Genomic DNA, 24,292 nt, shown 5'->3' on the forward strand with positions numbered 1-24,292 from the left:
CGCTCAGGAGCCCTTGAACAGCGAAGGCGCGTCGGCGGGCGACACCGGCGCCACGGCGGCCGGCGCGGATGCGGTGCCGGAGGTCGACGACGCGGGCGCCGGCTGCGCGGCGGCACCGGCCGACGCGGGCGCCGCGGCCGCCGCCGCGCCGCTCGCCGGGTGTTCGTGCGCGTTGACGAGGCGGCGGACGTCACGGTCGGCGGCGGTCGGCGGCGCGCTGACGACACTCGGCTTGCGACGGCGCTCGGCGGCGGCAAGCCGTTCCTTCTGCTCCTCGGGCAGTTGCTGGTAGGCCTTCCACGCGCGCTCGCGCGCCTGGGCGGACAGCTCCTTCGCACTCTGGTAGTTCTCGCGCGCGACGCGGCGCTGCTCGGGCGTCATCTTCGCCCATTCGGTCATCCGCTCCTGCAGGCGCTTCTGATCATCCGGCGACAACTTCGCGAAACGCGATGCGATCTTCAGCCATTTGCGCTTGCGGGCGTCGCTGAAGCCGTCCCACTGGTCGGCGAACGGGGCGAGGGCCGCGTGCTGCGCCGGCGTGAGGCGCGCCCACGACAGCGGGCCGGCGGCGGCCGGCAGCGGCAGGGGCAGCGGGGGGAGTTCGGCGGTCAGGCCGGTCGCGGTCGACGCGGGCGCGGCGGGGCTGGTGGTCGCGACGGGCGCCGTCGCGGGGGCCGGGTGGAATCGGGGATACGTGGCGACGTAGGAAACGGCGATCGCGATCACGCATCCGAAAAATACGGCCAGGCCGCGCTTCTGACTCACCCGTACGATCCCCTCGTTATTGTCTGTTAGTGAGCGCGCGAAAGATACGCGTTGAACCCGTGGTCGAGATACGCATTGAGCGGCAGGTCGTCGCTGAGCATCGCCGCGTCGATATCGGCGAGTTCGGCGGTGCGCTGCATGTCTTCCCAGTACGCGATGCCGACGAGCCCCGCGAGCAGCAACGCGAGCGGCCATGCGCGCAGCAGCCGGCGCGCGAACGACGGCCGGCCGGCCGGCGGGCGGTTCGCGGGCGTCGGGCCATAGGCGCCGGCGAAGGCCGGCACGAACACCGGCGCGCTCGCGGCTTCGGGCTTCTTGCGCGCGAGCGCGGCCCGGCGGGCGACGGCCAGCCGATCGGTGGTCGCGGCAGGCAGGGCGGCTGCGCGCTCATCCAGCGCGCGGCGCACCTTCAGCGCGAATTCGAGTTCTCGGTTTGCGGGAGCGGAGCTCATAGCGTGATTCCTTTGGCCTTGAGCGCTTGCGCCAGCGTGTGAGTGGCTCGCGAGCAGTGCGTCTTGACGCTGCCCTCGGAGCACCCCATCGCGGCGGCAGTCTCGGCGACATCCATATCTTCCCAATAACGCATCAGGAACGCTTCCCGTTGACGCGCCGGAAGTTTCTGGATTTCCTCGTCGATCAGGGCCAGAACCTGCTCTCTTTCGAGGCGGTGCTCGCTGCTCTCGACGCCCGCGTTGTCGTCCGCGGATTCGAGCGTTTCGAGCGGGTCGAAGTCGTCGTCGTCGGTGCTGTTCAGCGACGAGAACAGCGTCACCCAGGTGTTGCGGACCTTCTGCCGGCGGAACCAGTCGTGGATCGCGTTCTGCAGGATCCGCTGAAAAAGCAGCGGCAGCTCGGCCGCCGGCCGGTCGCCGTACTTTTCAGCGAGCTTGATCATCGCGTCCTGCACGATGTCGAGCGATGCATCGTCGTCACGCACGGCGTATGCGGCCTGCTTGAACGCGCGCCTTTCGACGCCCGCCAGAAAGTCGGCGAGTTCCTTGTCTGATGCCATTCCGTGAAGGTATGCGCTGCGGCCCGCTGCGTGGTGTAAAAGGTCGAAAAATTTCGTAAAACCCGCGGATGCTATCAAATTTTCGCGCGGCTTGGCACCGGGTCGGGCGCCGCGCGTTGCGCGCGAACCGCGCCGGCGGGGCGCCGGGCGGCGCGCATGATGCGCTGCAGGATATTTTGCTTGACGGCTCAATCGCTACCCGCTATCGTCGGCGATTCGCAACATGAAGTGATGGTCTCATTTGAGGCTGGCCCAAGAAGCCCGCCCTTCAAACTAGACGCGCCGCTTGAACCCGAGCCACAAGCCCGGCAGAGAGCACCCGATCAATTTTTTGCCGAAAATTCGAAAGGTCAACATGAACATGCCCAGCGCGGAATTCTCCACGTCGGAACCCCTTTCCCCTCCCGATAGCGACTCCATCGGCGGCACCGTGCTCATGAAGGCACTGGCCGACGAAAACGTCGAATTCATCTGGGGCTATCCCGGCGGCTCGGTTCTCTACATTTACGACGAGCTGTACAAGCAGGACAAGATTCAGCACGTGCTGGTGCGCCATGAACAGGCAGCCGTGCACGCAGCCGATGCGTATGCGCGCTCCACCGGCAATGTCGGCGTCTGCCTCGTGACGTCGGGCCCCGGTGTCACCAACGCGGTGACCGGCATCGCAACGGCGTACATGGATTCGATCCCGATGGTCGTGATCAGCGGCCAGGTGCCGACGGCCGCGATCGGTCAGGACGCGTTCCAGGAATGCGACACCGTCGGCATCACGCGTCCCTGCGTGAAGCACAACTTCCTCGTGAAGGACGTGCGCGACCTCGCGGAAACCGTCAAGAAGGCGTTCTACATCGCCCGCACGGGCCGTCCGGGCCCGGTGCTGATCGACATCCCGAAGGACATCTCGAAGACGCCGTGCCAGTACGAGCCGATCAAGAGCGTGTCGCTGCGTTCGTACAATCCCGTCACGAAAGGTCATTCGGGCCAGATCCGCAAGGCCGTGTCGCTGCTGCTGACGGCGAAGCGCCCGTACATCTACACGGGCGGCGGCATCATCCTCGCCGACGCGTCGCGCGAACTGAACCAGTTCGCGGACCTGCTCGGCTACCCGGTCACGAACACGCTGATGGGCCTCGGCGGCTATCGCGCGTCGGACAAGAAATTCCTCGGCATGCTCGGCATGCACGGCACCTACGAAGCGAACATGGCGATGCAGCACTGCGACGTGCTGATCGCGATCGGCGCGCGCTTCGACGACCGCGTGATCGGCGATCCTGCCCACTTCGCGTCGCGTCCGCGCAAGATCATCCATATCGACATCGACCCGTCGTCGATCTCGAAGCGCGTGAAGGTCGACATCCCGATCGTCGGCGACGTGAAGGAAGTGCTGAAGGAACTGATCGAACAACTGCAGACGGCCGAGCATGGCCCCGACACCGAGGCGCTCGCGCAATGGTGGAAGGACATCGAGAGCTGGCGTGCGAAGGACTGCCTGAAGTACGACCGCGAAAGCGAGATCATCAAGCCGCAGTACGTGGTCGAGAAGGCGTGGGAGCTGACGGACGGCAACGCATTCGTGTGCTCGGACGTCGGCCAGCACCAGATGTGGGCCGCGCAGTTCTACCGTTTCAACAAGCCGCGTCGCTGGATCAACTCCGGCGGTCTCGGCACGATGGGCTTCGGCCTGCCGGCGGCGATGGGCGTCAAGATGGCCCATCCGGACGACGACGTGCTGTGCATTACGGGCGAAGGCTCGATCCAGATGTGCATCCAGGAACTGTCGACCTGCCTGCAGTACGACACGCCCGTGAAGATCATTTCGCTGAACAACCGCTACCTCGGCATGGTCCGCCAGTGGCAGCAGATCGAATACAGCAAGCGCTATTCGCATTCGTACATGGATGCGCTGCCCGATTTCGTGAAGCTCGCCGAAGCGTACGGCCATGTCGGCATGCGGATCGAAAAGACCTCGGATGTGGAGCCGGCGCTGAAGGAAGCGCTGCGCCTGAAGGACCGCACCGTGTTTCTCGACTTCCAGACCGATCCGACCGAAAACGTCTGGCCGATGGTACAGGCCGGCAAGGGCATCACCGAGATGCTGCTCGGATCGGAAGATCTGTAACGGCGCGACGCGCGCAGCGCGCGATGCGGCCGCCTTCACGAAGGGCGGCGCGGCACGCGGCGGCGCGCGGCGCGAGCGAATCGACACGGACACATTCTGGAAGAAGCGAACATGAGACACATCATTTCCGTCCTGCTGGAAAACGAACCGGGCGCGCTGTCGCGCGTGGTCGGTCTCTTTTCCGCACGCGGCTACAACATCGAAACCTTGACGGTGGCGCCGACCGAAGACCAATCGCTGTCGCGGCTGACCATCGTTTCCATTGGCTCGGACGACGTGATCGAACAGATCACGAAGCATCTGAACCGCCTGATCGAGGTGGTGAAAGTGGTGGACCTGACCGACGGTGCACACATCGAACGCGAGCTGATGCTGATCAAGGTCCGTGCAGTGGGCAAGGAGCGCGAAGAAATGAAGCGGATGTCGGACATTTTCCGCGGCCGCATCATCGACGTGACCGAGAAGACCTACACGATCGAATTGACGGGCGCGAGCGACAAGCTCGACGCATTCATCCAGGGGCTGGACGCCACCGCGATCCTCGAGACCGTGCGGACCGGCAGCTCCGGCATCGGACGCGGCGAGCGCATCCTGAAGGTGTGATGCCGATATTGCAAGAAGGCACGCCGGGTGCGCCGTCATGTCCCGGCTCGCAGTACCCCATCCGAACGAATTGTTGAATTTTTGAATTAGCGAAGGAACCATCATGAACGTTTTCTACGACAAAGACGCCGACCTCTCCCTCATCAAGGGCAAGCAAGTCACGATCATCGGCTACGGCTCGCAAGGCCATGCGCACGCACTGAACCTGAAGGACAGCGGCGTGAACGTGACGGTCGGCCTTCGCAAGGGCGGCGCGTCGTGGAGCAAGGCCGAGAACGCCGGCCTGTCGGTCAAGGAAGTCGCGGAAGCGGTGAAGGGCGCGGACGTCGTCATGATGCTGCTGCCGGACGAGCAGATCGCCGACGTGTACGCGAAGGAAGTGCACGCGAACATCAAGCAGGGCGCGGCGCTGGCATTCGCGCACGGCTTCAACGTCCACTACGGGCAGGTGATCCCGCGCGCCGACCTCGACGTGATCATGATCGCGCCGAAGGCCCCGGGCCACACCGTGCGCGGCACGTACTCGCAAGGTGGCGGCGTGCCGCACCTGATCGCGGTTGCGCAGAACAAGTCGGGCGCGGCACGCGACATCGCGCTGTCGTACGCGGCGGCGAACGGCGGCGGCCGTGCCGGCATCATCGAGACGAACTTCCGCGAAGAAACCGAAACCGACCTGTTCGGCGAGCAGGCCGTGCTGTGCGGCGGTACCGTCGAGCTGATCAAGGCGGGTTTCGAGACGCTGGTCGAAGCCGGCTACGCGCCGGAAATGGCGTACTTCGAGTGCCTGCACGAACTGAAGCTGATCGTCGACCTGATCTACGAAGGCGGCATCGCGAACATGAACTACTCGATCTCGAACAACGCCGAGTACGGCGAGTACGTGACCGGCCCGCGCGTCGTCACGGAAGAGACGAAGAAGGCGATGAAGCAGTGCCTGACCGACATCCAGACGGGCGAGTACGCGAAGAGCTTCATTCTCGAGAACAAGGCGGGCGCCCCGACGCTGCAGTCGCGCCGCCGCCTGACGGCCGAGCACCAGATCGAGCAGGTCGGCGCGAAGCTGCGTGCGATGATGCCGTGGATCGCGAAGAACAAGCTCGTCGACCAGACGAAGAACTAAGCACCTCGTGCTGTTCCGGCCCTTCGAGCGAAGGGCCGGCATCAAAAAGCCGTCCGAAGGCAGCAGTGCCCCGGGCGGCTTTTGTTATGCTACGGGCTTTGCAATTCACCGAACACAGAACGAATCCATGAACTATCCTCATCCGATCATCGCGCGCGAAGGCTGGCCGTTCATCGCGATTGCAGCCGTCATCGCGCTGTTGATCCATGCCGTCGGGGGCTTCGGCTTCGCGTGGCCGTTCTGGCTGCTGCTCGTCTTCGTCGTCCAGTTCTTCCGCGATCCGCAGCGCCCGATCCCGGCGCAGCCGAACGCGGTGCTCTGCCCGGCAGACGGCCGCATCGTCGCGGTCGAGACCGCGCAGGATCCGTACGCGAACCGCGAAGCGCTGAAGATCAGCGTGTTCATGAATGTCTTCAATGTCCATTCGCAGCGTTCGCCGGTCGATGGCGCGATCAGCAAGGTCGAGTATTTCCCGGGCGCGTTCCTGAACGCGGCGATCGACAAGGCGTCGACCGAGAACGAGCGCAATGCGGTGGTGATCCAGACGGCGAGCGGCAAGACGGTCACGTCCGTGCAGATCGCCGGCCTGATCGCGCGCCGGATCCTCTGCTACGTCCGCGCCGGCGAGCCGCTGTCGCGCGGCCAGCGCTACGGTTTCATCCGCTTCGGTTCGCGCGTCGACGTGTACCTGCCGCTCGGCAGCCGCGCGAAGGTGTCGATCGGCGAGAAAGTCTACGCGTCGTCGACGATCCTCGCCGAGCTCGAGCAGTAAGGGGCGGGGCGCACGATGGCCGCATTCAAACCGCGTCGGCCGCGCAACGGCTCCAGCCAGACGCCACGCCCGTTCCGCCGCAACAAGGTGATGGCGCCCGATCAGGCGCCGCTCGAAAGCCGCCGCGCCGCGCGCCAGCGGTTCCTGAAGACGCGCGGCATCTATCTGCTGCCGAACGCATTCACGACCGCCGCGCTGTTCTGCGGCTTCTTCGCGGTCGTGCAGGCGATGAACGTGCGCTTCGAGATCGCCGCGATCGCGATTTTCGTCGCGATGGTGCTCGACGGAATGGACGGGCGCGTCGCGCGCATGACGCATACGCAGAGCGCGTTCGGCGAGCAGTTCGACAGCCTGTCGGACATGGTGTCGTTCGGCGTGGCGCCCGCGCTCGTGATGTACGAGTGGGTGCTGAAGGATCTCGGCCGCTGGGGCTGGCTCGCTGCATTCGTCTATTGCTCGGGCGCCGCGCTGCGTCTCGCGCGCTTCAACACGAACATCGGCGTGGTCGACAAGCGCTTTTTCCAGGGGCTGCCGAGCCCGGCCGCGGCCGCGCTGATCGCGGGCTTCGTGTGGCTCGCGACCGACAACCGCGTGCCGATGAAGCTCGGCTGGTTGCCGTGGGTCGCCTTCGTGCTGACGGTCTACGCGGGCGTGACGATGGTGTCGAACGCGCCGTTCTACAGCGGCAAGGCGCTCGACGTGCGGCACCGCGTGCCGTTCGCGGCCATCCTGCTCGTCGTCGTCGCGTTCGTGCTCGTGTCGTCGGATCCGCCGCTGATGCTGTTCTGCCTGTTCGTGCTGTACGGGCTGTCCGGCTACGTGTTCTGGGCCTACATGGCCGTGCGCGGGCGCGCGAATCCGGCGCGCTCGTCGCAGCGCGATCACTGACGCCGACGCTGCGCGTGCCGGAAGCGGCGGCCTCGGGGCCGCCGTTTTCATTTGGCCCTTTTTCGAGCCGGGCTGCGTCGATTCCCGGGTGCCGTCCGATTGCGCGGCCAACGGAATGTCGCTATAGTCTTCGGCATGACTGCATTTCCCCACCTCTCCCTCCTTCTAGCCGGTGCGCCGCTACGCGCGCTAGCTTTGGCGCGCCTGCCGCGCTGACCGTTCTCGCCCTCCGTCTCAAGCCTCGTCTGTTGTTGAACGTCGCCAGCGGTGGCGCGATCTCGTTACGTTTGACTTCCGTATAAAAGAGCCCTGGAGCCCCCCATGACAGACAAGCTGATCATTTTCGATACGACGTTGCGTGACGGCGAGCAATCGCCCGGCGCGTCGATGACGAAGGAAGAGAAAATCCGCATCGCGAAGCACCTCGAGCGGATGAAGGTCGACGTGATCGAGGCAGGCTTCGCGGCCAGCTCGAACGGCGATTTCGACGCGATCCACACGATCGCCGGTCTCGTGAAGGACAGCACGATCTGCTCGCTGGCGCGGGCCAACGACAAGGACATCCAGCGTGCGGCCGACGCACTGAAGCCGGCCAACAGCTTCCGGATCCACACGTTCATCGCGACGTCGCCGCTGCACATGGAAAAGAAGCTGCGGATGACGCCCGATCAGGTGTTCGAGCAGGCGCGCCTCGCGGTGCGTTTCGCGCGCAAGTTCACCGACAACGTCGAGTTCTCGCCGGAAGACGGCAGCCGTTCGGACATGGATTTCCTGTGCCGCGTGCTGGAAGCCGTGATCGCCGAAGGCGCGACGACGATCAACATCGCCGACACGGTCGGCTACGGCGTGCCGGAACTCTACGGCAACCTCGTGAAGACGCTGCGCGAGCGCATTCCGAACTCGGACAAGGCGATCTTCTCGGTGCACTGCCATAACGACCTCGGGATGGCGGTCGCGAACTCGCTCGCCGGCGTGAAGATCGGCGGCGCGCGTCAGGTCGAGTGCACGATCAACGGTCTCGGCGAGCGCGCGGGCAACACGTCGCTCGAAGAAATCGTGATGGCGGTGAAGACGCGCAAGGACTACTTCGGTCTCGACGTCGGCATCGACACGTCGCAGATCGTGCCGACGTCGAAGCTCGTGTCGCAGATCACCGGCTTCGTCGTGCAGCCGAACAAGGCGGTGGTCGGCGCGAACGCATTCGCGCACGCGTCGGGCATTCACCAGGACGGCGTGCTCAAGGCGCGCGATACCTACGAGATCATGCGCGCGGAAGACGTGGGCTGGACCGCGAACAAGATCGTGCTCGGCAAGCTGTCGGGCCGCAACGCGTTCAAGCAGCGCCTGCAGGAGCTCGGCGTATCGCTCGACAGCGAAGCCGAGTTGAATGCCGCGTTCATGCGCTTCAAGGATCTGGCCGACCGCAAGGCGGAGATCTTCGACGAGGACATCATCGCGATCGTGTCCGAGGAGTCGGCGCTCGCGCAGGAGCAGGAGCACTTCAAGTTCGTGTCGCTGTCGCAGCGTTCGGAAACGGGCGAGCAGCCGCAGGCGAAGGTCGTATTCGCGGTCGAAGGCAAGGAAGTGACCGGCGAGGCGCGCGGCAACGGTCCGGTCGATGCGACGTTCAATGCGATCGAGGGTGAAGTCGGTAGCGGGTCCGAGTTGCTGCTGTACTCGGTGAACGCGATCACGACCGGCACGCAGGCGCAGGGCGAAGTGACCGTCCGGTTGTCGAAGAGCGGGCGGATCGTCAACGGCGTCGGTACCGATCCGGATATCGTCGCCGCGTCCGCGAAGGCATACATTTCCGCGCTGAACAAGCTGCATTCGAAGGACGACAAGGTCAACCCGCAGCGCTCGTAAGCGCCGCGCGCGACGCGACCCCGAAACGCCCCGTGCGGCCCTGCGCCGCCGGGGCGTTTTTTCATCGGCCGCTCATTCGGCGGCCGGCGCACGGAACAGCCAGCGGCGCGCGGCCGCGCGTGGCGCCGGATGGCGCCGGCGGAACTCGACCGCGATCCCGCGCCGCGGCGCATCGGCGACGAACGCATCGAGCAGTTCGAGCACGTCGTGATCGATGTAGTCGGCGCGCGTCGCGTCGATGATCACCGCCGCCCGGTCCGGAATGTGCCGCAGGTGGTGCTTGACCTGCACCTTGCCGAGAAACGACACGTCCTTGCGGAACGACAGCAGGAAGTGATCGTCGTGCTGCGCGAGCGTGACGGGGCTCTTCAGGTTCGCGACGGCGACCGCGAGCACGCTGCATGCGAGGCCCATTGCGATGCCGAACAGCAGGTCGACCGCGAGCACGCCCGCGATCGTCGCGGCGAACGGCACGAATGCGGCCGGCCCCTGTTTCATCACCGAGCGGAACAGCGCCGGCTTCGCCAGCTTGAAGCCCGTATGGATCAGGATCGCGGCGAGGCTCGCGAGCGGGATCAGGTTGATCAGCCCGGTGAGCGCGAATACGCTGGCGAGCAGCAGCACCCCGTGGACGATCGCCGACATCCGGCTTTGCGCGCCCGCGTTGACGTTCACCGAGCTGCGCACGATCACCGACGTGATCGGCAGGCCGCCGACCGCACCCGCGACGAGATTGCCGACGCCCTGGGCCTTCAGTTCGCGATCGGGCTGCACCGGCCGGCGCTTGGGGTCGATCTGCTCGACCGCTTCGAGGCTCAGCAGCGTCTCGAGGCTGGCGACGACCGCAAGCGTGATCGCGACGCGCCATACGTCCGGATTGACGAGCTGCGCGAAGTTCTGGCCGAGCTCCGCGTGCTTGAGCGATGCGGCGAAGGCGGCGAACGATCCGAGTTCGGGCAGCGTGACGCGATGGGCGGCGCCCGGTGCGACCGCGGGCGCGACGACGCCCAGCACGAGTGTCGCGCCGATACCGAGCACGACCACCGCGAGCGGCGCGGGCACCGAGCGCACCAGCGCGAAGCGGCGCAGCGCGGGGGTGTCCCATGCCACGAGCAGCGCGAGCGAAACGAACGCGATGGCCGTGGCGGCCCATGCGACGGGCAGGCCCGGCCAGTTCGCAAACGATTGCGCAGCCTGGCCGCCGATGCCGAACGCGAACGGAATCTGCTTCACGATCAGCAGCAGGCCGATCGCGGCGAGCATGCCCTTGATGACGGGCGACGGCACATAGGCGGCGAAGCGGCCCGCGCGCAGCACGCCGAAGCCGAACTGCAGCACGCCGGACAGCAGCACCGCGAGCAGGAACGCGGAGAAGCTGCCGAGTTGCGCGATCCCTTCGACGACGATCACGACGAGGCCGGCGGCCGGCCCGCTGACGGACAGCGACGAGCCGCTCAGCAGCGCGACGACGATGCCGCCGACGATGCCCGACACGAGCCCGGCGAACGGCTCGACGCCGGAGGCGTTGGCGATGCCGAGGCAGAGCGGCAGCGCGACGAGGAAGACGACGATGCCGGCGACGATGTCGCGCGGCAGGGTGGACAGACGCTCGTTCAGTTTCATGGTTGGGGGTGGTTTCGTTGGCGTGGAGGGCGGGGCGCGGATCAGCCGAGCGCGGCGGCCGCGGCGGGCTCGGGCTCGGCAACGGCTGGCGACGCCGTGTAGCCGGAATCGAGCTCCTTCAGGCGCCCGTCGGCGAGCGAAAAGATCCAGCCGTGCACGAGCGGCGGCCGTTCGCGACCGCGTACGATCGGCGACGCGCGCAGCAGTCGCACCTGTTCGAGCACGTTCAGCTCGGCGAGGCGGTCGGCGGCGGCCAGGTCGTCGAGCCCGTCGAGCGTGTCGCGATGACGCCGCGCGAGCGCGCAGAGCGGTGCGATGCGGCGCGCGACGTGCGGCAGGTCGGCGGGCGGCGGCAGCAACGACGCGCGGACCCCGCCGCATCCGTAGTGGCCGCACACGATCACGTGATCGACCTTCAGCACCCGCACCGCGTACTCGAGCACGCTGGCGGAATTGTCGTCGTCGGGGTGGAACAGGTTCGCGATGTTGCGATGGACGAACAGCTCGCCCGGTGCGCAGTGCGTGATGGTTTCGGCCGGCACGCGGCTGTCGGCGCAGCCGATCCACAGGACGCGCGGGTTCTGGCCGCGCGCGAGCGCGTCGAAGAAGCCGGGCGTGTGTTCGCGCGTCTCGCGGGCCCAGGCAATGTTGGCAACCAGCATGCTCTTGGGGCGGTTCATGAGGACTCCTTTCCGATAAAGGCAAATAAATACCGAACGAAATGACGCAATGGCATTCTTTCTAAATTGAAAGGTTTGGTTTCGCTGATATTAGGGGTATGCCCTAGCAGTCCGGGTGGGTTGAAACAAATTGTTTCAAATTGATTGGGCGTAGTGCATTGCATGCACCAACGCGACGCATGAGATGCACTGCCCATGCCTGTTTGCGCGCAACGGCCCGCATGACGGGGCGTTCAGCGGATCGCCATCGTAATGTCATTGATTCGGAAAAGTTTTCCGTCTTATTCGTTGAATCAAATAAGGCGACGGAAAAAATGAAATGGCCATTCAGCAATAATTCGCGAATGGCCATTGCGATAATTGCGCGTAAATGCGCAATCGGTCAGAACAGGTTGCGGCGATCGGGATCGTGCAGCGGGTCCGGCGTTTTCTGCGTGGTGCGCAGGATGCCCTGCGGATCGAAATAAAAGCTGTACATCATGTACCAGACGTTGTCCTCCAGATACCGGTACGTCCAGACCTCGCGCTTCATCAACGGGAAGTAGGAGGTCTCGACCGGGCGTCCGAAATTGACGAGGACGTCGGTTTTCGTCCACTTGCCGATCTCCGCGCGATAGAACTCGCTCGGCTGCAGCACCTGGCGCACGTTGACGATCCGGTGGGCTGCATCGACGTCGGCCGCGACCGTGATCTCGCCCATCGGCTGGGTCGGCCACATCAGGCGCTTGCCGCCGCCGGGCAGGTCGTAGATCTCGCGCGGCGGCCCCATGCGCGCGACGATCGCCGATTCGTCCTGGCCGGCCTGGTATTGCTGCCACGGTTGCGCGCAACCGGCCAGCAGCGCGGCGGCGCAGGCGGCCAGCACCGGCAGGCGCGCGGGAATGCGAATGCGCATCGGATTCTCCAGAACACGGAAACAAGCCCCGTTTTATCACGGACGGCGCGCGATCGCGCATCGCGCGGAAAAAATCGGTGCGGATCGCGCACCGCCGCGCTTGCGGGCGGCGGGTGCGGGGGCCTATGATCCGCGCTTCTCGGGCAGATTGAAGGGCAGGTGGCCGATGCAGGGGTGGAAGCGATGCGCGCTCGCGTGGAGCGCGGGGTGGATGCTGGTGTCGTCCGCATTCGCCGGCGGCGAGCCGGTGCGGATCGCGCTGATCGAAGGGATGTCGGGCCCGTTCGCGAACGCGGGCGCGGCAGTCGAGCGCAACTTGCGCTTCGGCGTCGAGCAGGTCAATGCGGCGGGCGGCGTGAAGCTGCGCGACGGCGCACATCCGCTCGAACTCGTGGTGCTCGACAGCAAGGGCAGCCCGGAGGAGGCGCTCGTGCAGTTGCGCGCGGCCGCCGACCGCCATATCGGCTTCGTCGCGCAGGGCAACAGCTCGGCCGTCGCGGCCGCGCTCGTCGCGGCGCTCGACAAGCTGAACGCGCGCGATCCGGACCGCCGGATGCTGTTCCTGAACTATTCGGCCGACGATCCGGCGCTGACCGGCGCGCGCTGCAGTTTCTGGCATTTCCGCTTCGACGCGCATGCCGGCATGCGGATGGCCGCGCTCGCGGACGTGATGGCGCGCGATCGCGCGCTGCGCAAGGTCTATCTGTTGAACCAGGACTACAGCTTCGGCCACGACGTCAGCGCCCTCGCGCGGCAGGCGCTGGCCGCACGGCGTCCGGACGTGGCGATCGCCGGCGACGAATTTCACCCGATCGGCCGGATCAAGGATTTCTCGCCGTATATCGCGAAGATCCGCGCGAGCGGTGCGGACGCCGTCGTGACCGGCAACTGGGGCAACGACCTCACGTTGCTCGTGAAGGCGGCGCGCGAACAGGGGCTCGACGCGAAGTTCTACACGTTCTACGGCAACAGCCTCGGCGCGCCGGCGGCCTTGGGCGACGCGGGCGTAGGCCGTGTCGTGGCGGTCGCCGACTGGCACCCGAACGCGGGCGGCGCCCGATCCGACGCGTTCTACCGCGCGTTCCGGGCCCGTTTTCCGGTCGCGCAGGACGACTATCCGGTGCGGCGGATGAGCCAGATGATCGACATGCTGGCCGCCGCGATGACCCGCGCGGGGTCGGCCGACCCGGTCGCGGTCGCGCGTGCGCTCGAGGGCCTGTCGTTCGACGACGGCTTCCACGCGTCGCGGATGCGCGCGCAGGACCACCAGCTGATCCAACCCCTTTACGTGATGGAAATGGACAAGGCCGGTACGCCGGGCGTGCGCTTCGACAACGAAGGGTCGGGCTACGGCTTCCGGACGGTGCTCGCGGTGCCGGCGCCGCGGACGGAGATGCCGTCGACGTGCTCGATGACGCGCCCGTGACAGGAGGCGGTAAGAACAGCACCGAGTTGTGCTACAATGCGCGCCGGTTGTAAATCACGGCACGGCCATTCTTCCGTGTCCGCCTGTTCAGTTAGAAAGGAAATCACATGTCTGTTGCAGATATCAAGAAGTCGGAAGTCGTTGCTCAGTTCGCCCGCGGTACCAACGACACGGGGTCGCCCGAAGTCCAGGTCGCACTGCTGACCGCACGTATCGTCGAACTGACGGGTCACTTCAAGACCCACGCGAAGGATCACCACAGCCGCCGCGGCCTGCTGCGCATGGTGAGCCGCCGCCGCAAGCTGCTCGACTACCTCAAGGGCAAGGATGCCGACCGTTACCGCGCACTGATCGAGAAGCTGGGTCTGCGTAAGTAATCGAGGCGATTGCCGCCAGCAAGATGCCTGTGTCAGTCCGCTGATACAGGCATTTTGTTTTTGCGCGGTGCGTAGCGTCACACGCATCGCAGGCTGTCCGGCACATTCGTGCGGGGCCGCCGCCACGACCGATACCGGGGCGGGATTTGTGTCATTCCAGCGCGTCGCTGCATGAGCGCCGCGCTGGAATGGCATAAAAAACACACCTTGCTCCGGGTGATTCGGTCGGGACGCCGCTGCGCGGGATCGCCGGCGCGGCGAACGAAATGCATGAATACAAAGGAGCAACCATGTCCATGTTCAACAAGGTCGTGAAGGAATTCCAATGGGGCCAGCACAAGGTGCGCCTCGAAACCGGTGAAGTCGCCCGCCAGGCGAGCGGTGCCGTGATCGTCGACGTCGAAGACACCGTCGTGCTGGCAACCGTCGTCGGCGCGAAGTCGGCGAAGCCGGGCCAGGATTTCTTCCCGTTGACCGTCGACTACCTCGAGAAGACCTACTCGGCCGGCAAGATCCCGGGCGGCTTCTTCCGCCGCGAAGGCCGTCCGTCGGAGCACGAGACGCTGACGTCGCGCCTGATCGACCGTCCGCTGCGCCCGCTGTTCCCGGAAGGCTTCTACAACGAAGTCCAGGTCGTGATCCACGTGCTGTCCGTGAACCCGGAAATCCCGGCGGACATCCCCGCGCTGATCGGCGCATCGGCTGCGCTCGCCGTGTCGGGCCTGCCGTTCAACGGCCCGGTCGGCGCCGCGCGCGTGGCGTACATCGACAACGCGTACGTGCTGAACCCGACGCGTGAGCAGCTCAAGGCATCGCGCCTCGACCTCGTCGTCGCGGGTACGGAGCGCGCCGTGCTGATGGTCGAGTCGGAAGCCGATCAGCTGTCGGAAGACGTGATGCTGGGCGCCGTGGTGTTCGGCCACGAGCAGATGCAGGTCGCGATCGACGCGATCCACGATCTGGTCCGCGACGGCGGCAAGCCCGAGTGGGACTGGCAGCCGGCGCCGAAGAACGAGGCGCTGATCGCACGCGTGACCGAGCTGGCGCAGAACGATCTCCTCGCCGCTTACCAGCTCCGCGACAAGCAGGCGCGTTCGGCGAAGCTGAAGGAAGTCTACGCGGCGACGTCGGCGAAGCTCGAGGAAGAGGCGCTGGCGGCCGGTACGGTCGCGGCCGACAAGGCCACCGTCGGCAACATCCTGTTCGACATCGAAGCGAAGATCGTCCGTTCGCAGATCCTGAACGGCGAGCCGCGCATCGACGGTCGCGACACGCGCACCGTGCGCCCGATCGAGATCCGCACCGGTGTGCTGCCGCGTACCCACGGCTCGGCGCTGTTCACGCGCGGCGAGACGCAGGCGCTGGTCGTCGCGACGCTCGGCACCAAGGGTGACGAGCAGATCATCGACGCGCTCGAAGGCGAATACCGCGAGCGCTTCATGCTCCACTACAACATGCCCCCGTTCGCGACCGGCGAAACGGGCCGCGTCGGCTCGCCGAAGCGCCGCGAAATCGGCCACGGCCGGCTGGCTAAGCGCGCGCTGGTCAAGTGCCTGCCGAGCGCCGACGAATTCGGCTACTCGATCCGCGTCGTGTCGGAAATCACCGAGTCGAACGGTTCGTCGTCGATGGCGTCGGTGTGCGGCGGCTGCCTCGCGCTGATGGATGCCGGCGTGCCGATGAAGGCGCACGTCGCGGGTATCGCGATGGGCCTGATCCTCGAAGGCAACAAGTTCGCGGTGCTGACCGACATCCTCGGCGACGAAGATCACCTCGGCGACATGGACTTCAAGGTGGCCGGCACGGAGCAGGGCGTGACGGCGCTGCAGATGGACATCAAGATCCAGGGCATCACGAAGGAAATCATGCAGGTCGCGCTCGCGCAGGCGAAGGAAGGCCGTATGCACATCCTCGGCAAGATGACCTCGGCGGTGTCGGGTGCGAACACGCAACTGTCGGAATTCGCGCCGCGCATGATCACGATCAAGATCAACCCGGAAAAGATTCGCGACGTGATCGGCAAGGGCGGTTCGGTGATCCGCGCGCTGACGGAAGAAACGGGCACGACCATCGACATCTCGGACGACGGCGTCGTGACGATCGCGAGCACGAACAGCGACGGCATGGCCGAAGCGAAGAAGCGCATCGAGCAAATCACGGCTGAAATCGAAGTCGGCCAGGTGTACGAAGGCACGGTGCTCAAGCTGCTCGATTTCGGCGCGATCGTGAACCTGCTGCCGGGCAAGGACGGCTTGCTGCACATCTCGGAAATCGTCAACGAGCGCGTGAAGGACATCAACGACTACCTGAAGGAAGGCCAGCAGGTGAAGGTCAAGGTGATCCAGACGGACGAGAAGGGTCGCGTGCGTCTGTCGGCCAAGGCGCTGCTGAATGAAGCAGCGGCGGCAGCGCAGTCGGATACGCCGCCGCAGCAGTAAGCGGGCAGGCGGACCAACGGCCGGCAGTGCGAAAGCGTGCCGGCCGTTTTTTCTGTAGCATCGTTGTGCGGCGCAACAGCGCCGGCCAGGCGCCTGCGCCGTGCGCACGGGCGTGCCATCCGATTCCGATCCTGGAGCGACTCTCACCATGAAAGCCATCGAAATCACCGAATTCGGCGCCCCCGACGTGCTGAAGCTCGCGGAGCGTCCGCGGCCCGAACCGAAGCGCGGCGAGGTGTTGATCAAGGTGGCGGCTTCCGGCGTGAACCGGCCCGACGTGTTCCAGCGCAAGGGCGCCTATGCGCCGCCGCCGGGGGCGTCGGATCTGCCGGGCCTCGAGGTCGCGGGCGAGATCGTCGGCGGCGATTTGTCCGATGCGGCGCTGAATCCGTTCGACCTGAAGCTCGGCGATCGCGTGTGCGCGCTGCTCGCGGGTGGCGGCTATGCCGAATATGCGGTCGCGCCGCTGCCGCAGTGCCTGCCGGTGCCCGACGGCCTCACCGATATCGAGGCCGCATCGTTGCCCGAAACGTTCTTCACCGTGTGGAGCAACGTGTTCGACCGTGCGCAGCTCGGCGCGGGCGAGGGCGGCGAACAGGAGACGCTGCTCGTGCAGGGCGGTTCGAGCGGCATTGGCGTCACGGCGATCCAGATCGCGCATGCGCTCGGCTTTCGCGTGTTCGCGACGGCAGGCACCGCCGACAAGTGCCGTGCCTGCGAGGCGCTCGGCGCCGAGCGCGCGATCGACTACAAGACGGAAGACTTCGTCGAAGTCGTGAAGTCGCTGACGCACGATCGCGGCGTCGACGTGATCCTCGACATGGTGGCGGGCTCGTACGTGCCGCGCGAGCTGTCCGCGCTCGCGGACGGCGGCCGTCTCGTGCTGATCGCGCTGCTCGGCGGCGCGAAGGCCGAGGTCAACCTGAACGAGATCCTGCGGCGCCGGCTGACGGTGACGGGCTCGACGTTGCGCCCGCGCTCGGTCGAGTTCAAGGCGCGCATCGCCGCACAGCTGAAGGCGCGCGTGTGGCCGCTGCTGGCCGAAGGCCGCATCAAGCCCGTGATCTATCGTGTGCTGCCGGCCGGCGAGGCCGCGCAGGCGCATGCGCTGATGGAGAGCGGCGAGCACATCGGCAAGATCGTGCTCGATTGGGGTGCGAACGCATGACGGCCCGCGCGGCGCGCTTGACATACGCGGTTTGACCGGTTCAAGCCGCGCGCAGTAAAATCGCGGGTTTGCTTCGCCAGATCCAACCTGACGGCCGGGTTCCGGCACGTTAATGACAAGATAGTGACGAGACAGACACGATGTCGAAACAACGAACAAAGCGAGTGATCGGCAACTGGAAGATGCACGGCCGGCTGGCCGGCAACCAGGCGCTGCTGAACGAAGTGGTGCAGGGTGCGGGCGCGGTGGCGGCTGAAACGTCGATCGGCGTGTGCGTGCCGTTCCCGTATCTCGCGCAGGTTCAGGCGCAGCTCGGCGGCGGCCGTGTCGCGTTCGGTGCGCAGGACGTGTCCGCGCACGAGCAAGGCGCGTTCACCGGCGAGGTCGCGGCTGCGATGGTGGCGGAGTTCGGCGCGCAATATGCGATCGTCGGCCATTCGGAGCGCCGCGCGTATCACGGCGAAAGCAGCGAGACGGTCGCGGCGAAGACGCAACGCGCGCTCGCGGCCGGCCTCACGCCCGTCGTGTGTGTCGGCGAGACGCTCGACGAGCGCGAGTCGGGTGCGACCGAGCGGGTCGTCGGTGCGCAGCTCGACGCGGTGCTGGCCGTGCTGACGGCCGACGAAGCCGCCCGCATCGTCGTCGCGTACGAGCCGGTGTGGGCGATCGGCACGGGCAAGAGCGCGAGCTCGGCGCAGGCGCAGGACGTGCACGCGTTCCTGCGTACGCGTCTCGCGGCAAAGGGTGCGGCGGACGTGTCCGTGCTGTACGGCGGCAGCGTGAAGCCGGACAACGCGGAAGAGCTGTTCGCGCAACCGGACATCGACGGCGGCCTGATCGGCGGCGCGTCGCTGAAGGCGGAAGATTTTCTGGCGATCTGCCGGGCCGCGCGTTGAGCGGTCCGAGATCGAATTGAACCATGACGGCGGCCGGTCGGTCCGGTCGCCCGATCCAATCGGGTGGGTGTGATGCTGTTATTCAAGACGCTGATTATTGTGGTGCAGGTGCTGTCTGCACTCGGTGTGATTGGGCTCGTGCTGCTGCAGCACGGCAAGGGTGCCGACATGGGCGCCGCGTTCGGCAGCGGCGCGTCGGGCAGCCTGTTCGGTGCGACGGGCTCGGCGAACTTCCTGTCGCGCACGACGGCCATTCTCGCGGCGATTTTCTTCGTCGCGACGCTCGCGCTGACGTACCTCGGTTCGTACAAGTCGACGCCGTCGGCAGGCGTGCTCGGCACGGCGGCGACCGCGCCGGCATCGGCTCCCGCAGCATCGGCGTCGGCTGTCGCGGCGTCTGCCGCCGCCGGTTCGGCCGCAAGCGCGCCGGGCCAGGACGTCCCGAAATAAAAAGTTAATTTTTTGCGGTTGTGCGTTGAACAAATCCTGAACTCGGGTTAGAATTTAATTCTTGAAGCGATTCGCGGGAACAAGCAGCACAACCCGAGTTGCATGCAGTGCCGACGTGGTGAAATTGGTAGACACGCTATCTTGAGGGGGTAGTGGCGAAAGCTGTGCGAGTTCGAGTCTCGCCGTCGGCACCAAAGTTACTCAATGCCAGCCGCTTCTAGTGGCTGGCATTTTTCATTTGTGGGGTGTGCTTGCGGTTGTCTTGCGATCGCCTGCACTCCGAAATGATTCCTTCCGCCGGAAGTGGTATTCTCCGGACGCTCAGAACCAACCGATAGAGGATTGCCTTGAACCTCGCAGCCTATTACCCCGTCTTGTTGTTCCTCCTCGTGGGCACTGGTTTAGGTATAGCGCTGGTCAGCATCGGCAAGCTCCTTGGTCCCAACAAGCCGGACGTCGAGAAGAACGCACCGTACGAGTGCGGCTTCGAAGCCTTTGAAGACGCCCGGATGAAATTCGACGTACGGTATTACCTCGTCGCCATCCTGTTCATCATCTTCGATCTCGAAACCGCATTCCTGTTTCCGTGGGGCGTCGCGCTCCGGGACATCGGCTGGCCGGGTTTCATCGCAATGATGATTTTTCTGCTCGAATTCCTGCTGGGCTTTGCCTATATCTGGAAGAAAGGCGGCCTCGACTGGGAGTGATGGGTTAATCGCCGGTTTGCATGGGCGGCCACGCTCGGTCGCTCGTCTGGAGTGGAAAGCAAATGAGTATCGAAGGGGTCTTGAAGGAAGGGTTTGTCACCACGACGGCTGACAAGCTGATCAACTGGACGCGTACCGGCTCGCTGTGGCCGATGACGTTCGGGCTCGCGTGTTGCGCCGTCGAGATGATGCATGCGGGCGCCGCCCGTTACGATCTGGACCGGTTCGGCGTCGTGTTCCGTCCGAGTCCGCGTCAGTCGGACGTGATGATCGTCGCCGGCACGCTGTGCAACAAGATGGCGCCCGCGCTGCGCCGCGTGTACGACCAAATGGCCGAGCCGCGCTGGGTGATCTCGATGGGGTCGTGTGCGAACGGCGGTGGTTACTACCACTACTCGTACTCGGTGGTCCGCGGCTGCGACCGGATCGTGCCGGTCGACGTCTACGTGCCGGGCTGTCCGCCCACGGCCGAGGCGCTGGTCTACGGCGTGATCCAGCTTCAGGCGAAGATCCGCCGCACCAATACCATCGCCCGTCAATAAAGCCCCGAGCGTCCCCTCAATATGGCAAGCAAAATCGAGACCCTCAAGGCCAACCTCGAAGCCGCGCTCGGCGCGCGCGTGGTGAGCCTCACCGAAGCGATCGGTGAACTGACGCTCGTCGTGAAGGCGAGCGATTACCTCGAAGTCGCAAAGACGCTGCGCGACGATCCGAAGCTCCGTTTCGAGCAACTGATCGACCTCTGCGGCGTCGACTACCAGACCTTCGGCGACGGCGCCTACGACGGCCCGCGCTTCGCGGCCGTGTCGCACCTGCTGTCGGTCACGAACAACTGGCGCCTGCGCCTGCGCGTGTTCGCGCCGGACGACGATCTGCCGATCGTGGCGTCGCTGGTCGACATCTGGACCTCGGCGAACTGGTACGAGCGAGAAGCGTTCGACCTGTACGGCATCGTGTTCGAAGGCCACCCCGACCTGCGCCGCATCCTCACCGACTACGGCTTCATCGGTCACCCGTTCCGCAAGGACTTCCCGGTGTCGGGCTACGTCGAAATGCGTTACGACCCGGAAGAGAAGCGGGTCGTGTACCAGCCGGTGACGATCGAGCCGCGCGAAATCACGCCGCGCGTGATCCGCGAGGATCGCTATGGCGGTCTGAAACATTAAGGGGGCGTCATGGCAGAAATCAAGAACTACACGCTCAACTTCGGCCCGCAGCACCCGGCAGCGCACGGCGTGCTGCGCCTCGTGCTCGAGCTCGACGGCGAAGTCATCCAGCGTGCCGATCCGCACATCGGCCTGCTGCACCGCGCGACGGAAAAGCTCGCGGAATCCAAGACCTTCATCCAGTCCGTGCCGTACATGGACCGTCTCGACTATGTGTCGATGATGGTCAACGAGCACGGCTACGTGCTCGCGATCGAGAAGCTGCTCGGCATCGACGTGCCGGAGCGCGCGCAGTACATCCGCGTGCTGTTCGACGAAATCACGCGCGTGTTGAACCACCTGATGTGGATCGGCGCGCACGCGCTCGACGTCGGCGCGATGGCCGTGTTCCTGTACGCGTTCCGCGAACGCGAAGACCTGATGGACGTGTACGAAGCGGTGTCCGGCGCCCGGATGCACGCGGCCTACTATCGTCCGGGCGGCGTCTATCGCGATCTGCCTGACGCAATGCCGCAATACAAGGCGTCGAAGATTCGCAACGAGAAGGCGCTCGCGAAGATGAACGAAGCGCGCAGCGGCTCGGTGCTCGATTTCATCGACGATTTCTTCACGCGCTTCCCGAAGTGCGTCGACGAATACGAAACGCTGCTGACCGACAACCGGATCTGGAAACAGCGTCTGGTCGGGATCGGCGTGGTCAGCCCCGAACGTGCGCTGCAGATGGGCCTGACGGGCCCGATGCTGCGCGGCTCGGGCATCGCGTGGGACCTGCGCAAGAAGCAGCCCTACGAAGTGTACGATCGGATAGATTTCGACGTGCCGGTCGGCGTGAACGGCGATTGCTACGACCGCTATCTGGTGCGCGTCGAAGAAATGCGCCAGTCGGTCCGCATCGCGAAACAGTGTATTGATTGGCTCCGCAAGAATCCGGGCCCGGTGATGACGGACAATCACAAGGTTGCCCCGCCGTCGCGCGTCGGCATGAAGACCAACATGGAAGACTTGATTCACCACTTCAAGCTCTTCACCGAAGGTTTCCATGTGCCGGAAGGTGAAGCGTACGCGGCGGTCGAGCATCCGAAGGGCGAGTTTGGCATCTACCTCGTGTCCGACGGCGCCAACAAGCCGTATCGCCTCAAGATTCGCGCGCCGGGTTTCGCGCACCTGGCGTCGCTCGACGAAATGGCGCGCGGTCACATGATCGCCGACGCCGTCACGATCATCGGTACGCAGGACATCGTGTTCGGCGAAATCGATCGCTAATGGTTGCGCCGCCCGCAAGCGCGGGCGGCGAGCAGTCAGTCGCACGCGAAGTCACATGCGGTATGCGCCGAACCGGCGCGGCTTCGCAAGCTGTCAACAGAGTGAGCGCCAGGTCTGCCGTCCATGCACCCCGATGTGCGGCAGGTTGTTCGTTCGGTAGGAATTGAAAGAGTCGTGTCTGAAAATGATCTCAGCTGAAGGCCTGAAGGAAATCGATCGCGCGTTGACGAAGTATCCCGCCGATCAGAAACAGTCCGCCGTGATGTCGGCGTTGGCCGTTGCTCAGGAAGAGCATGGCTGGCTGTCGCCCGAACTGATGCAGTTCGTCGCGGACTATCTCGGCATGCCGGCCGTTGCCGTGCAGGAAGTCGCGACGTTCTACACGATGTACGAGCTCAAACCGGTCGGCAAGCACAAGATCACGCTCTGCACGAACCTACCGTGCCAGCTCGGCCCGCACGGCGGCGCGGAAGCGACTGCCGACTACCTGAAACAGAAGCTGGGCATCGACTTCGGCGAGACCACGCCCGACGGCAAGTTCACGCTGAAGGAAGGCGAATGCATGGGCTCGTGCGGCGATGCGCCGGTGCTGCTGGTGAACAATCACAGAATGTGCAGCTTCATGAGCCGCGAGAAGATCGACCAGCTGCTTGAGGAGCTCTCGAAATGACGTCCCTCCACGACCGTCACATCAAACCGCTGATCCTCGCTGGTCTGAACGGCGAGAACTGGCATCTCGAAGACTACGTTGCGCGCGGCGGCTACAAGCAGCTGCGCCGCATTCTCGAAGAAAAGATCCCTCCCGAGCAGGTGATCGCCGACGTGAAGGCATCGGGCCTGCGCGGCCGCGGCGGTGCGGGCTTCCCGACCGGCCTGAAGTGGAGCTTCATGCCGCGCCAGTTCCCGGGGCAGAAGTACCTCGTCTGCAACTCGGACGAAGGCGAGCCGGGCACGTTCAAGGATCGCGACATCCTGCGCTGGAACCCGCACGCGCTGATCGAAGGCATGGCCATCGGCGCGTACGCGATGGGCATCACCGTCGGCTACAACTATATCCACGGTGAAATCTTCGAAGTGTATCGACGCTTCGAAGCCGCGCTCGACGAAGCGCGCGCGGCCGGATTCCTCGGCGACAACATCATGGGCTCGGAATTCTCGTTCCAGCTGCACGCGCACCACGGTTACGGCGCGTACATCTGCGGCGAGGAAACGGCGCTGCTCGAGTCGCTCGAAGGCAAGAAGGGCCAGCCGCGCTTCAAGCCGCCGTTCCCGGCGAGCTTCGGCGTGTACGGCAAGCCGACCACGATCAACAACACCGAGACGTTCGCGGCGGTCCCGTTCCTGTTGTCCATCGGGCCGCAGAATTACCTCGAGATCGGCAAGCCGAACAACGGCGGCACGAAGATTTTCTCGGTGTCGGGCGACGTCGAACGTCCGGGCAACTACGAAGTGCCGCTCGGCACGCCGTTCGCGACGCTGATGGAGCTCGCCGGCGGGATGCGCGGCGGCAAGAAGATCAAGGCCGTGATTCCGGGCGGGTCGTCGGCGCCGGTGATCCCGGGCGACATCATGATGCAGACGGATCTCGACTACGATTCGATCGCGAAGGCGGGCTCGATGCTCGGGTCCGGCGCGGTGATCGTGATGGACGAGACGCGCTGCATGGTGCGCTCGCTGCTGCGCCTGTCGTACTTCTACTACGAGGAATCGTGCGGCCAGTGCACGCCGTGCCGTGAAGGCACCGGCTGGCTGTATCGCGTCGTGAACCGTATCGAGCACGGCGAAGGGCGCCAGGAAGATCTGGACCTGCTGAATTCGGTGGCCGAGAACATCATGGGCCGCACGATCTGTGCGCTCGGCGATGCGGCGGCGATGCCGGTACGCGGGATGCTCAAGCACTACTGGGACGAATTCGCGTACCACGTCGAGCACAAGCACTGCATGGTCGGCGGCCACGCGCACGCGGCGGCAGCCTGAAGCGCACCGGTTGCGGAATTTGAGCGCACGGTCGGGCGAAGGCGCGAACGGGCGGAAATAGGTTAAGGACCATTCACCATC

At 65.3% G+C, this 24,292-nt stretch carries 24 protein-coding genes and 1 tRNA gene; 19 read left to right on the plus strand and 6 right to left on the minus strand.

All coding sequences use genetic code 11. The features are described from left to right. Positions 1-3: 3 nt before the first annotated feature. Genes WS95_RS19185 through WS95_RS19195 form a run of 3 tightly spaced genes read right to left on the minus strand, consistent with a single transcriptional unit; the run spans position 4 to position 1,777 of the window. Positions 4-765: a DUF3106 domain-containing protein gene (locus tag WS95_RS19185; protein ID WP_059781337.1), complete on the minus strand. Its 762-nt coding sequence runs from the start codon at positions 763-765 to the stop codon at positions 4-6. Positions 766-791: 26 nt separating this feature from the next. After that, entirely contained in the window at positions 792-1,217 is a 426-nt protein-coding gene (locus tag WS95_RS19190; RefSeq protein WP_059825069.1) for a DUF3619 family protein, read from the minus strand. Further along, positions 1,214-1,777: an RNA polymerase sigma factor gene (locus tag WS95_RS19195; protein WP_059781338.1), complete on the minus strand. Its 564-nt coding sequence runs from the start codon at positions 1,775-1,777 to the stop codon at positions 1,214-1,216. Before WS95_RS19195 ends, WS95_RS19190 begins: the two co-directional genes overlap by 4 nt. 355 nt (positions 1,778-2,132) lie before the next feature. Between WS95_RS19195 and WS95_RS19200 the strand changes: the two genes are divergently transcribed. The 6 genes from WS95_RS19200 (at position 2,133) to WS95_RS19225 (ending at position 9,145) form a co-directional block, all read left to right on the plus strand. Further along, complete coding sequence (locus tag WS95_RS19200) at positions 2,133-3,896, plus strand: acetolactate synthase 3 catalytic subunit (protein ID WP_034207978.1); 1,764 nt, start codon at positions 2,133-2,135, stop codon at positions 3,894-3,896. Positions 3,897-4,007: 111 nt separating this feature from the next. Next, positions 4,008-4,499 (plus strand): acetolactate synthase small subunit, encoded by a 492-nt coding sequence (ilvN, locus tag WS95_RS19205; protein WP_034207977.1) that lies wholly within the window; start codon positions 4,008-4,010, stop codon positions 4,497-4,499. 103 nt (positions 4,500-4,602) lie between these two features. Then, entirely contained in the window at positions 4,603-5,619 is a 1,017-nt protein-coding gene (gene ilvC / locus WS95_RS19210) for a ketol-acid reductoisomerase (RefSeq protein ID WP_006478252.1), read from the plus strand. Positions 5,620-5,746: 127 nt separating this feature from the next. Continuing rightward, positions 5,747-6,391, plus strand: a complete 645-nt coding sequence (locus tag WS95_RS19215; RefSeq protein WP_006491035.1) for a phosphatidylserine decarboxylase — start codon at positions 5,747-5,749, stop codon at positions 6,389-6,391. Between the two features lie 15 nt (positions 6,392-6,406). After that, positions 6,407-7,279: a CDP-diacylglycerol--serine O-phosphatidyltransferase gene (gene pssA, locus WS95_RS19220; protein ID WP_059825071.1), complete on the plus strand. Its 873-nt coding sequence runs from the start codon at positions 6,407-6,409 to the stop codon at positions 7,277-7,279. A 321-nt stretch (positions 7,280-7,600) separates the two neighbouring features. Next, the gene (locus WS95_RS19225) at positions 7,601-9,145 is read left to right on the plus strand and encodes a 2-isopropylmalate synthase (protein WP_034207975.1); all 1,545 of its coding nucleotides are present in this window, start codon (positions 7,601-7,603) and stop codon (positions 9,143-9,145) included. Between the two features lie 72 nt (positions 9,146-9,217). Here the strand turns inward: WS95_RS19225 and WS95_RS19230 are convergent, their stop codons facing one another. From WS95_RS19230 to WS95_RS19240, 3 genes are all read right to left on the minus strand, one after another. Further along, positions 9,218-10,768 carry a SulP family inorganic anion transporter gene (locus WS95_RS19230; protein WP_059825073.1) on the minus strand — a complete coding sequence of 517 codons (1,551 nt, stop codon included), beginning with the start codon at positions 10,766-10,768 and terminating at the stop codon, positions 9,218-9,220. A gap of 41 nt (positions 10,769-10,809) precedes the next feature. Further along, positions 10,810-11,448, minus strand: a complete 639-nt coding sequence (locus WS95_RS36115) for a carbonic anhydrase (RefSeq protein WP_059825074.1) — start codon at positions 11,446-11,448, stop codon at positions 10,810-10,812. Between the two features lie 382 nt (positions 11,449-11,830). Continuing rightward, entirely contained in the window at positions 11,831-12,343 is a 513-nt protein-coding gene (locus WS95_RS19240) for a hypothetical protein (protein WP_027784990.1), read from the minus strand. Positions 12,344-12,509: 166 nt separating this feature from the next. Here WS95_RS19240 and WS95_RS19245 point away from each other — a divergent pair, with 166 nt between their 5' ends. The 13 genes from WS95_RS19245 to nuoF all read left to right on the plus strand — a co-directional run bounded on the left by WS95_RS19245 (position 12,510) and on the right by nuoF (position 24,211). After that, positions 12,510-13,769: a branched-chain amino acid ABC transporter substrate-binding protein gene (locus WS95_RS19245; protein WP_034207971.1), complete on the plus strand. Its 1,260-nt coding sequence runs from the start codon at positions 12,510-12,512 to the stop codon at positions 13,767-13,769. A 107-nt stretch (positions 13,770-13,876) separates the two neighbouring features. Continuing rightward, positions 13,877-14,146: a 30S ribosomal protein S15 gene (rpsO, locus tag WS95_RS19250; protein WP_006398792.1), complete on the plus strand. Its 270-nt coding sequence runs from the start codon at positions 13,877-13,879 to the stop codon at positions 14,144-14,146. Between the two features lie 290 nt (positions 14,147-14,436). Continuing rightward, positions 14,437-16,584, plus strand: a complete 2,148-nt coding sequence (gene pnp / locus WS95_RS19255; protein ID WP_034207970.1) for a polyribonucleotide nucleotidyltransferase — start codon at positions 14,437-14,439, stop codon at positions 16,582-16,584. A gap of 148 nt (positions 16,585-16,732) precedes the next feature. Further along, positions 16,733-17,752 carry an NAD(P)H-quinone oxidoreductase gene (locus tag WS95_RS19260; RefSeq protein ID WP_059825075.1) on the plus strand — a complete coding sequence of 340 codons (1,020 nt, stop codon included), beginning with the start codon at positions 16,733-16,735 and terminating at the stop codon, positions 17,750-17,752. Between the two features lie 140 nt (positions 17,753-17,892). Then, positions 17,893-18,648, plus strand: a complete 756-nt coding sequence (tpiA, locus tag WS95_RS19265) for a triose-phosphate isomerase (RefSeq protein ID WP_034207968.1) — start codon at positions 17,893-17,895, stop codon at positions 18,646-18,648. A gap of 72 nt (positions 18,649-18,720) precedes the next feature. After that, positions 18,721-19,098, plus strand: a complete 378-nt coding sequence (secG, locus tag WS95_RS19270; protein ID WP_059825077.1) for a preprotein translocase subunit SecG — start codon at positions 18,721-18,723, stop codon at positions 19,096-19,098. A gap of 109 nt (positions 19,099-19,207) precedes the next feature. Then, positions 19,208-19,292 (plus strand) — tRNA-Leu (locus WS95_RS19275). A gap of 153 nt (positions 19,293-19,445) precedes the next feature. Beyond that, positions 19,446-19,805: an NADH-quinone oxidoreductase subunit A gene (locus WS95_RS19280; protein WP_006398798.1), complete on the plus strand. Its 360-nt coding sequence runs from the start codon at positions 19,446-19,448 to the stop codon at positions 19,803-19,805. Positions 19,806-19,867: 62 nt separating this feature from the next. Continuing rightward, complete coding sequence (locus tag WS95_RS19285) at positions 19,868-20,347, plus strand: NuoB/complex I 20 kDa subunit family protein (RefSeq protein WP_006398799.1); 480 nt, start codon at positions 19,868-19,870, stop codon at positions 20,345-20,347. A gap of 21 nt (positions 20,348-20,368) precedes the next feature. Further along, positions 20,369-20,971, plus strand: a complete 603-nt coding sequence (locus WS95_RS19290) for an NADH-quinone oxidoreductase subunit C (RefSeq protein WP_034207966.1) — start codon at positions 20,369-20,371, stop codon at positions 20,969-20,971. 9 nt (positions 20,972-20,980) lie between these two features. Beyond that, a complete protein-coding gene (locus WS95_RS19295) occupies positions 20,981-22,234 on the plus strand; it encodes an NADH-quinone oxidoreductase subunit D (protein ID WP_034207965.1) in 1,254 nt (417 codons plus the stop codon). A 184-nt stretch (positions 22,235-22,418) separates the two neighbouring features. Then, entirely contained in the window at positions 22,419-22,904 is a 486-nt protein-coding gene (nuoE, locus tag WS95_RS19300) for an NADH-quinone oxidoreductase subunit NuoE (protein ID WP_009694121.1), read from the plus strand. Beyond that, the gene (nuoF, locus tag WS95_RS19305; protein WP_006478267.1) at positions 22,901-24,211 is read left to right on the plus strand and encodes an NADH-quinone oxidoreductase subunit NuoF; all 1,311 of its coding nucleotides are present in this window, start codon (positions 22,901-22,903) and stop codon (positions 24,209-24,211) included. The genes nuoE and nuoF overlap by 4 nt, the downstream gene beginning before the upstream one ends. The last annotated feature ends 81 nt before the right edge of the window (positions 24,212-24,292 follow it).

Origin of the sequence: Burkholderia sp. MSMB1826 (genome assembly GCF_001526325.1) — a bacterium.
GTDB lineage: Bacteria > Pseudomonadota > Gammaproteobacteria > Burkholderiales > Burkholderiaceae > Burkholderia.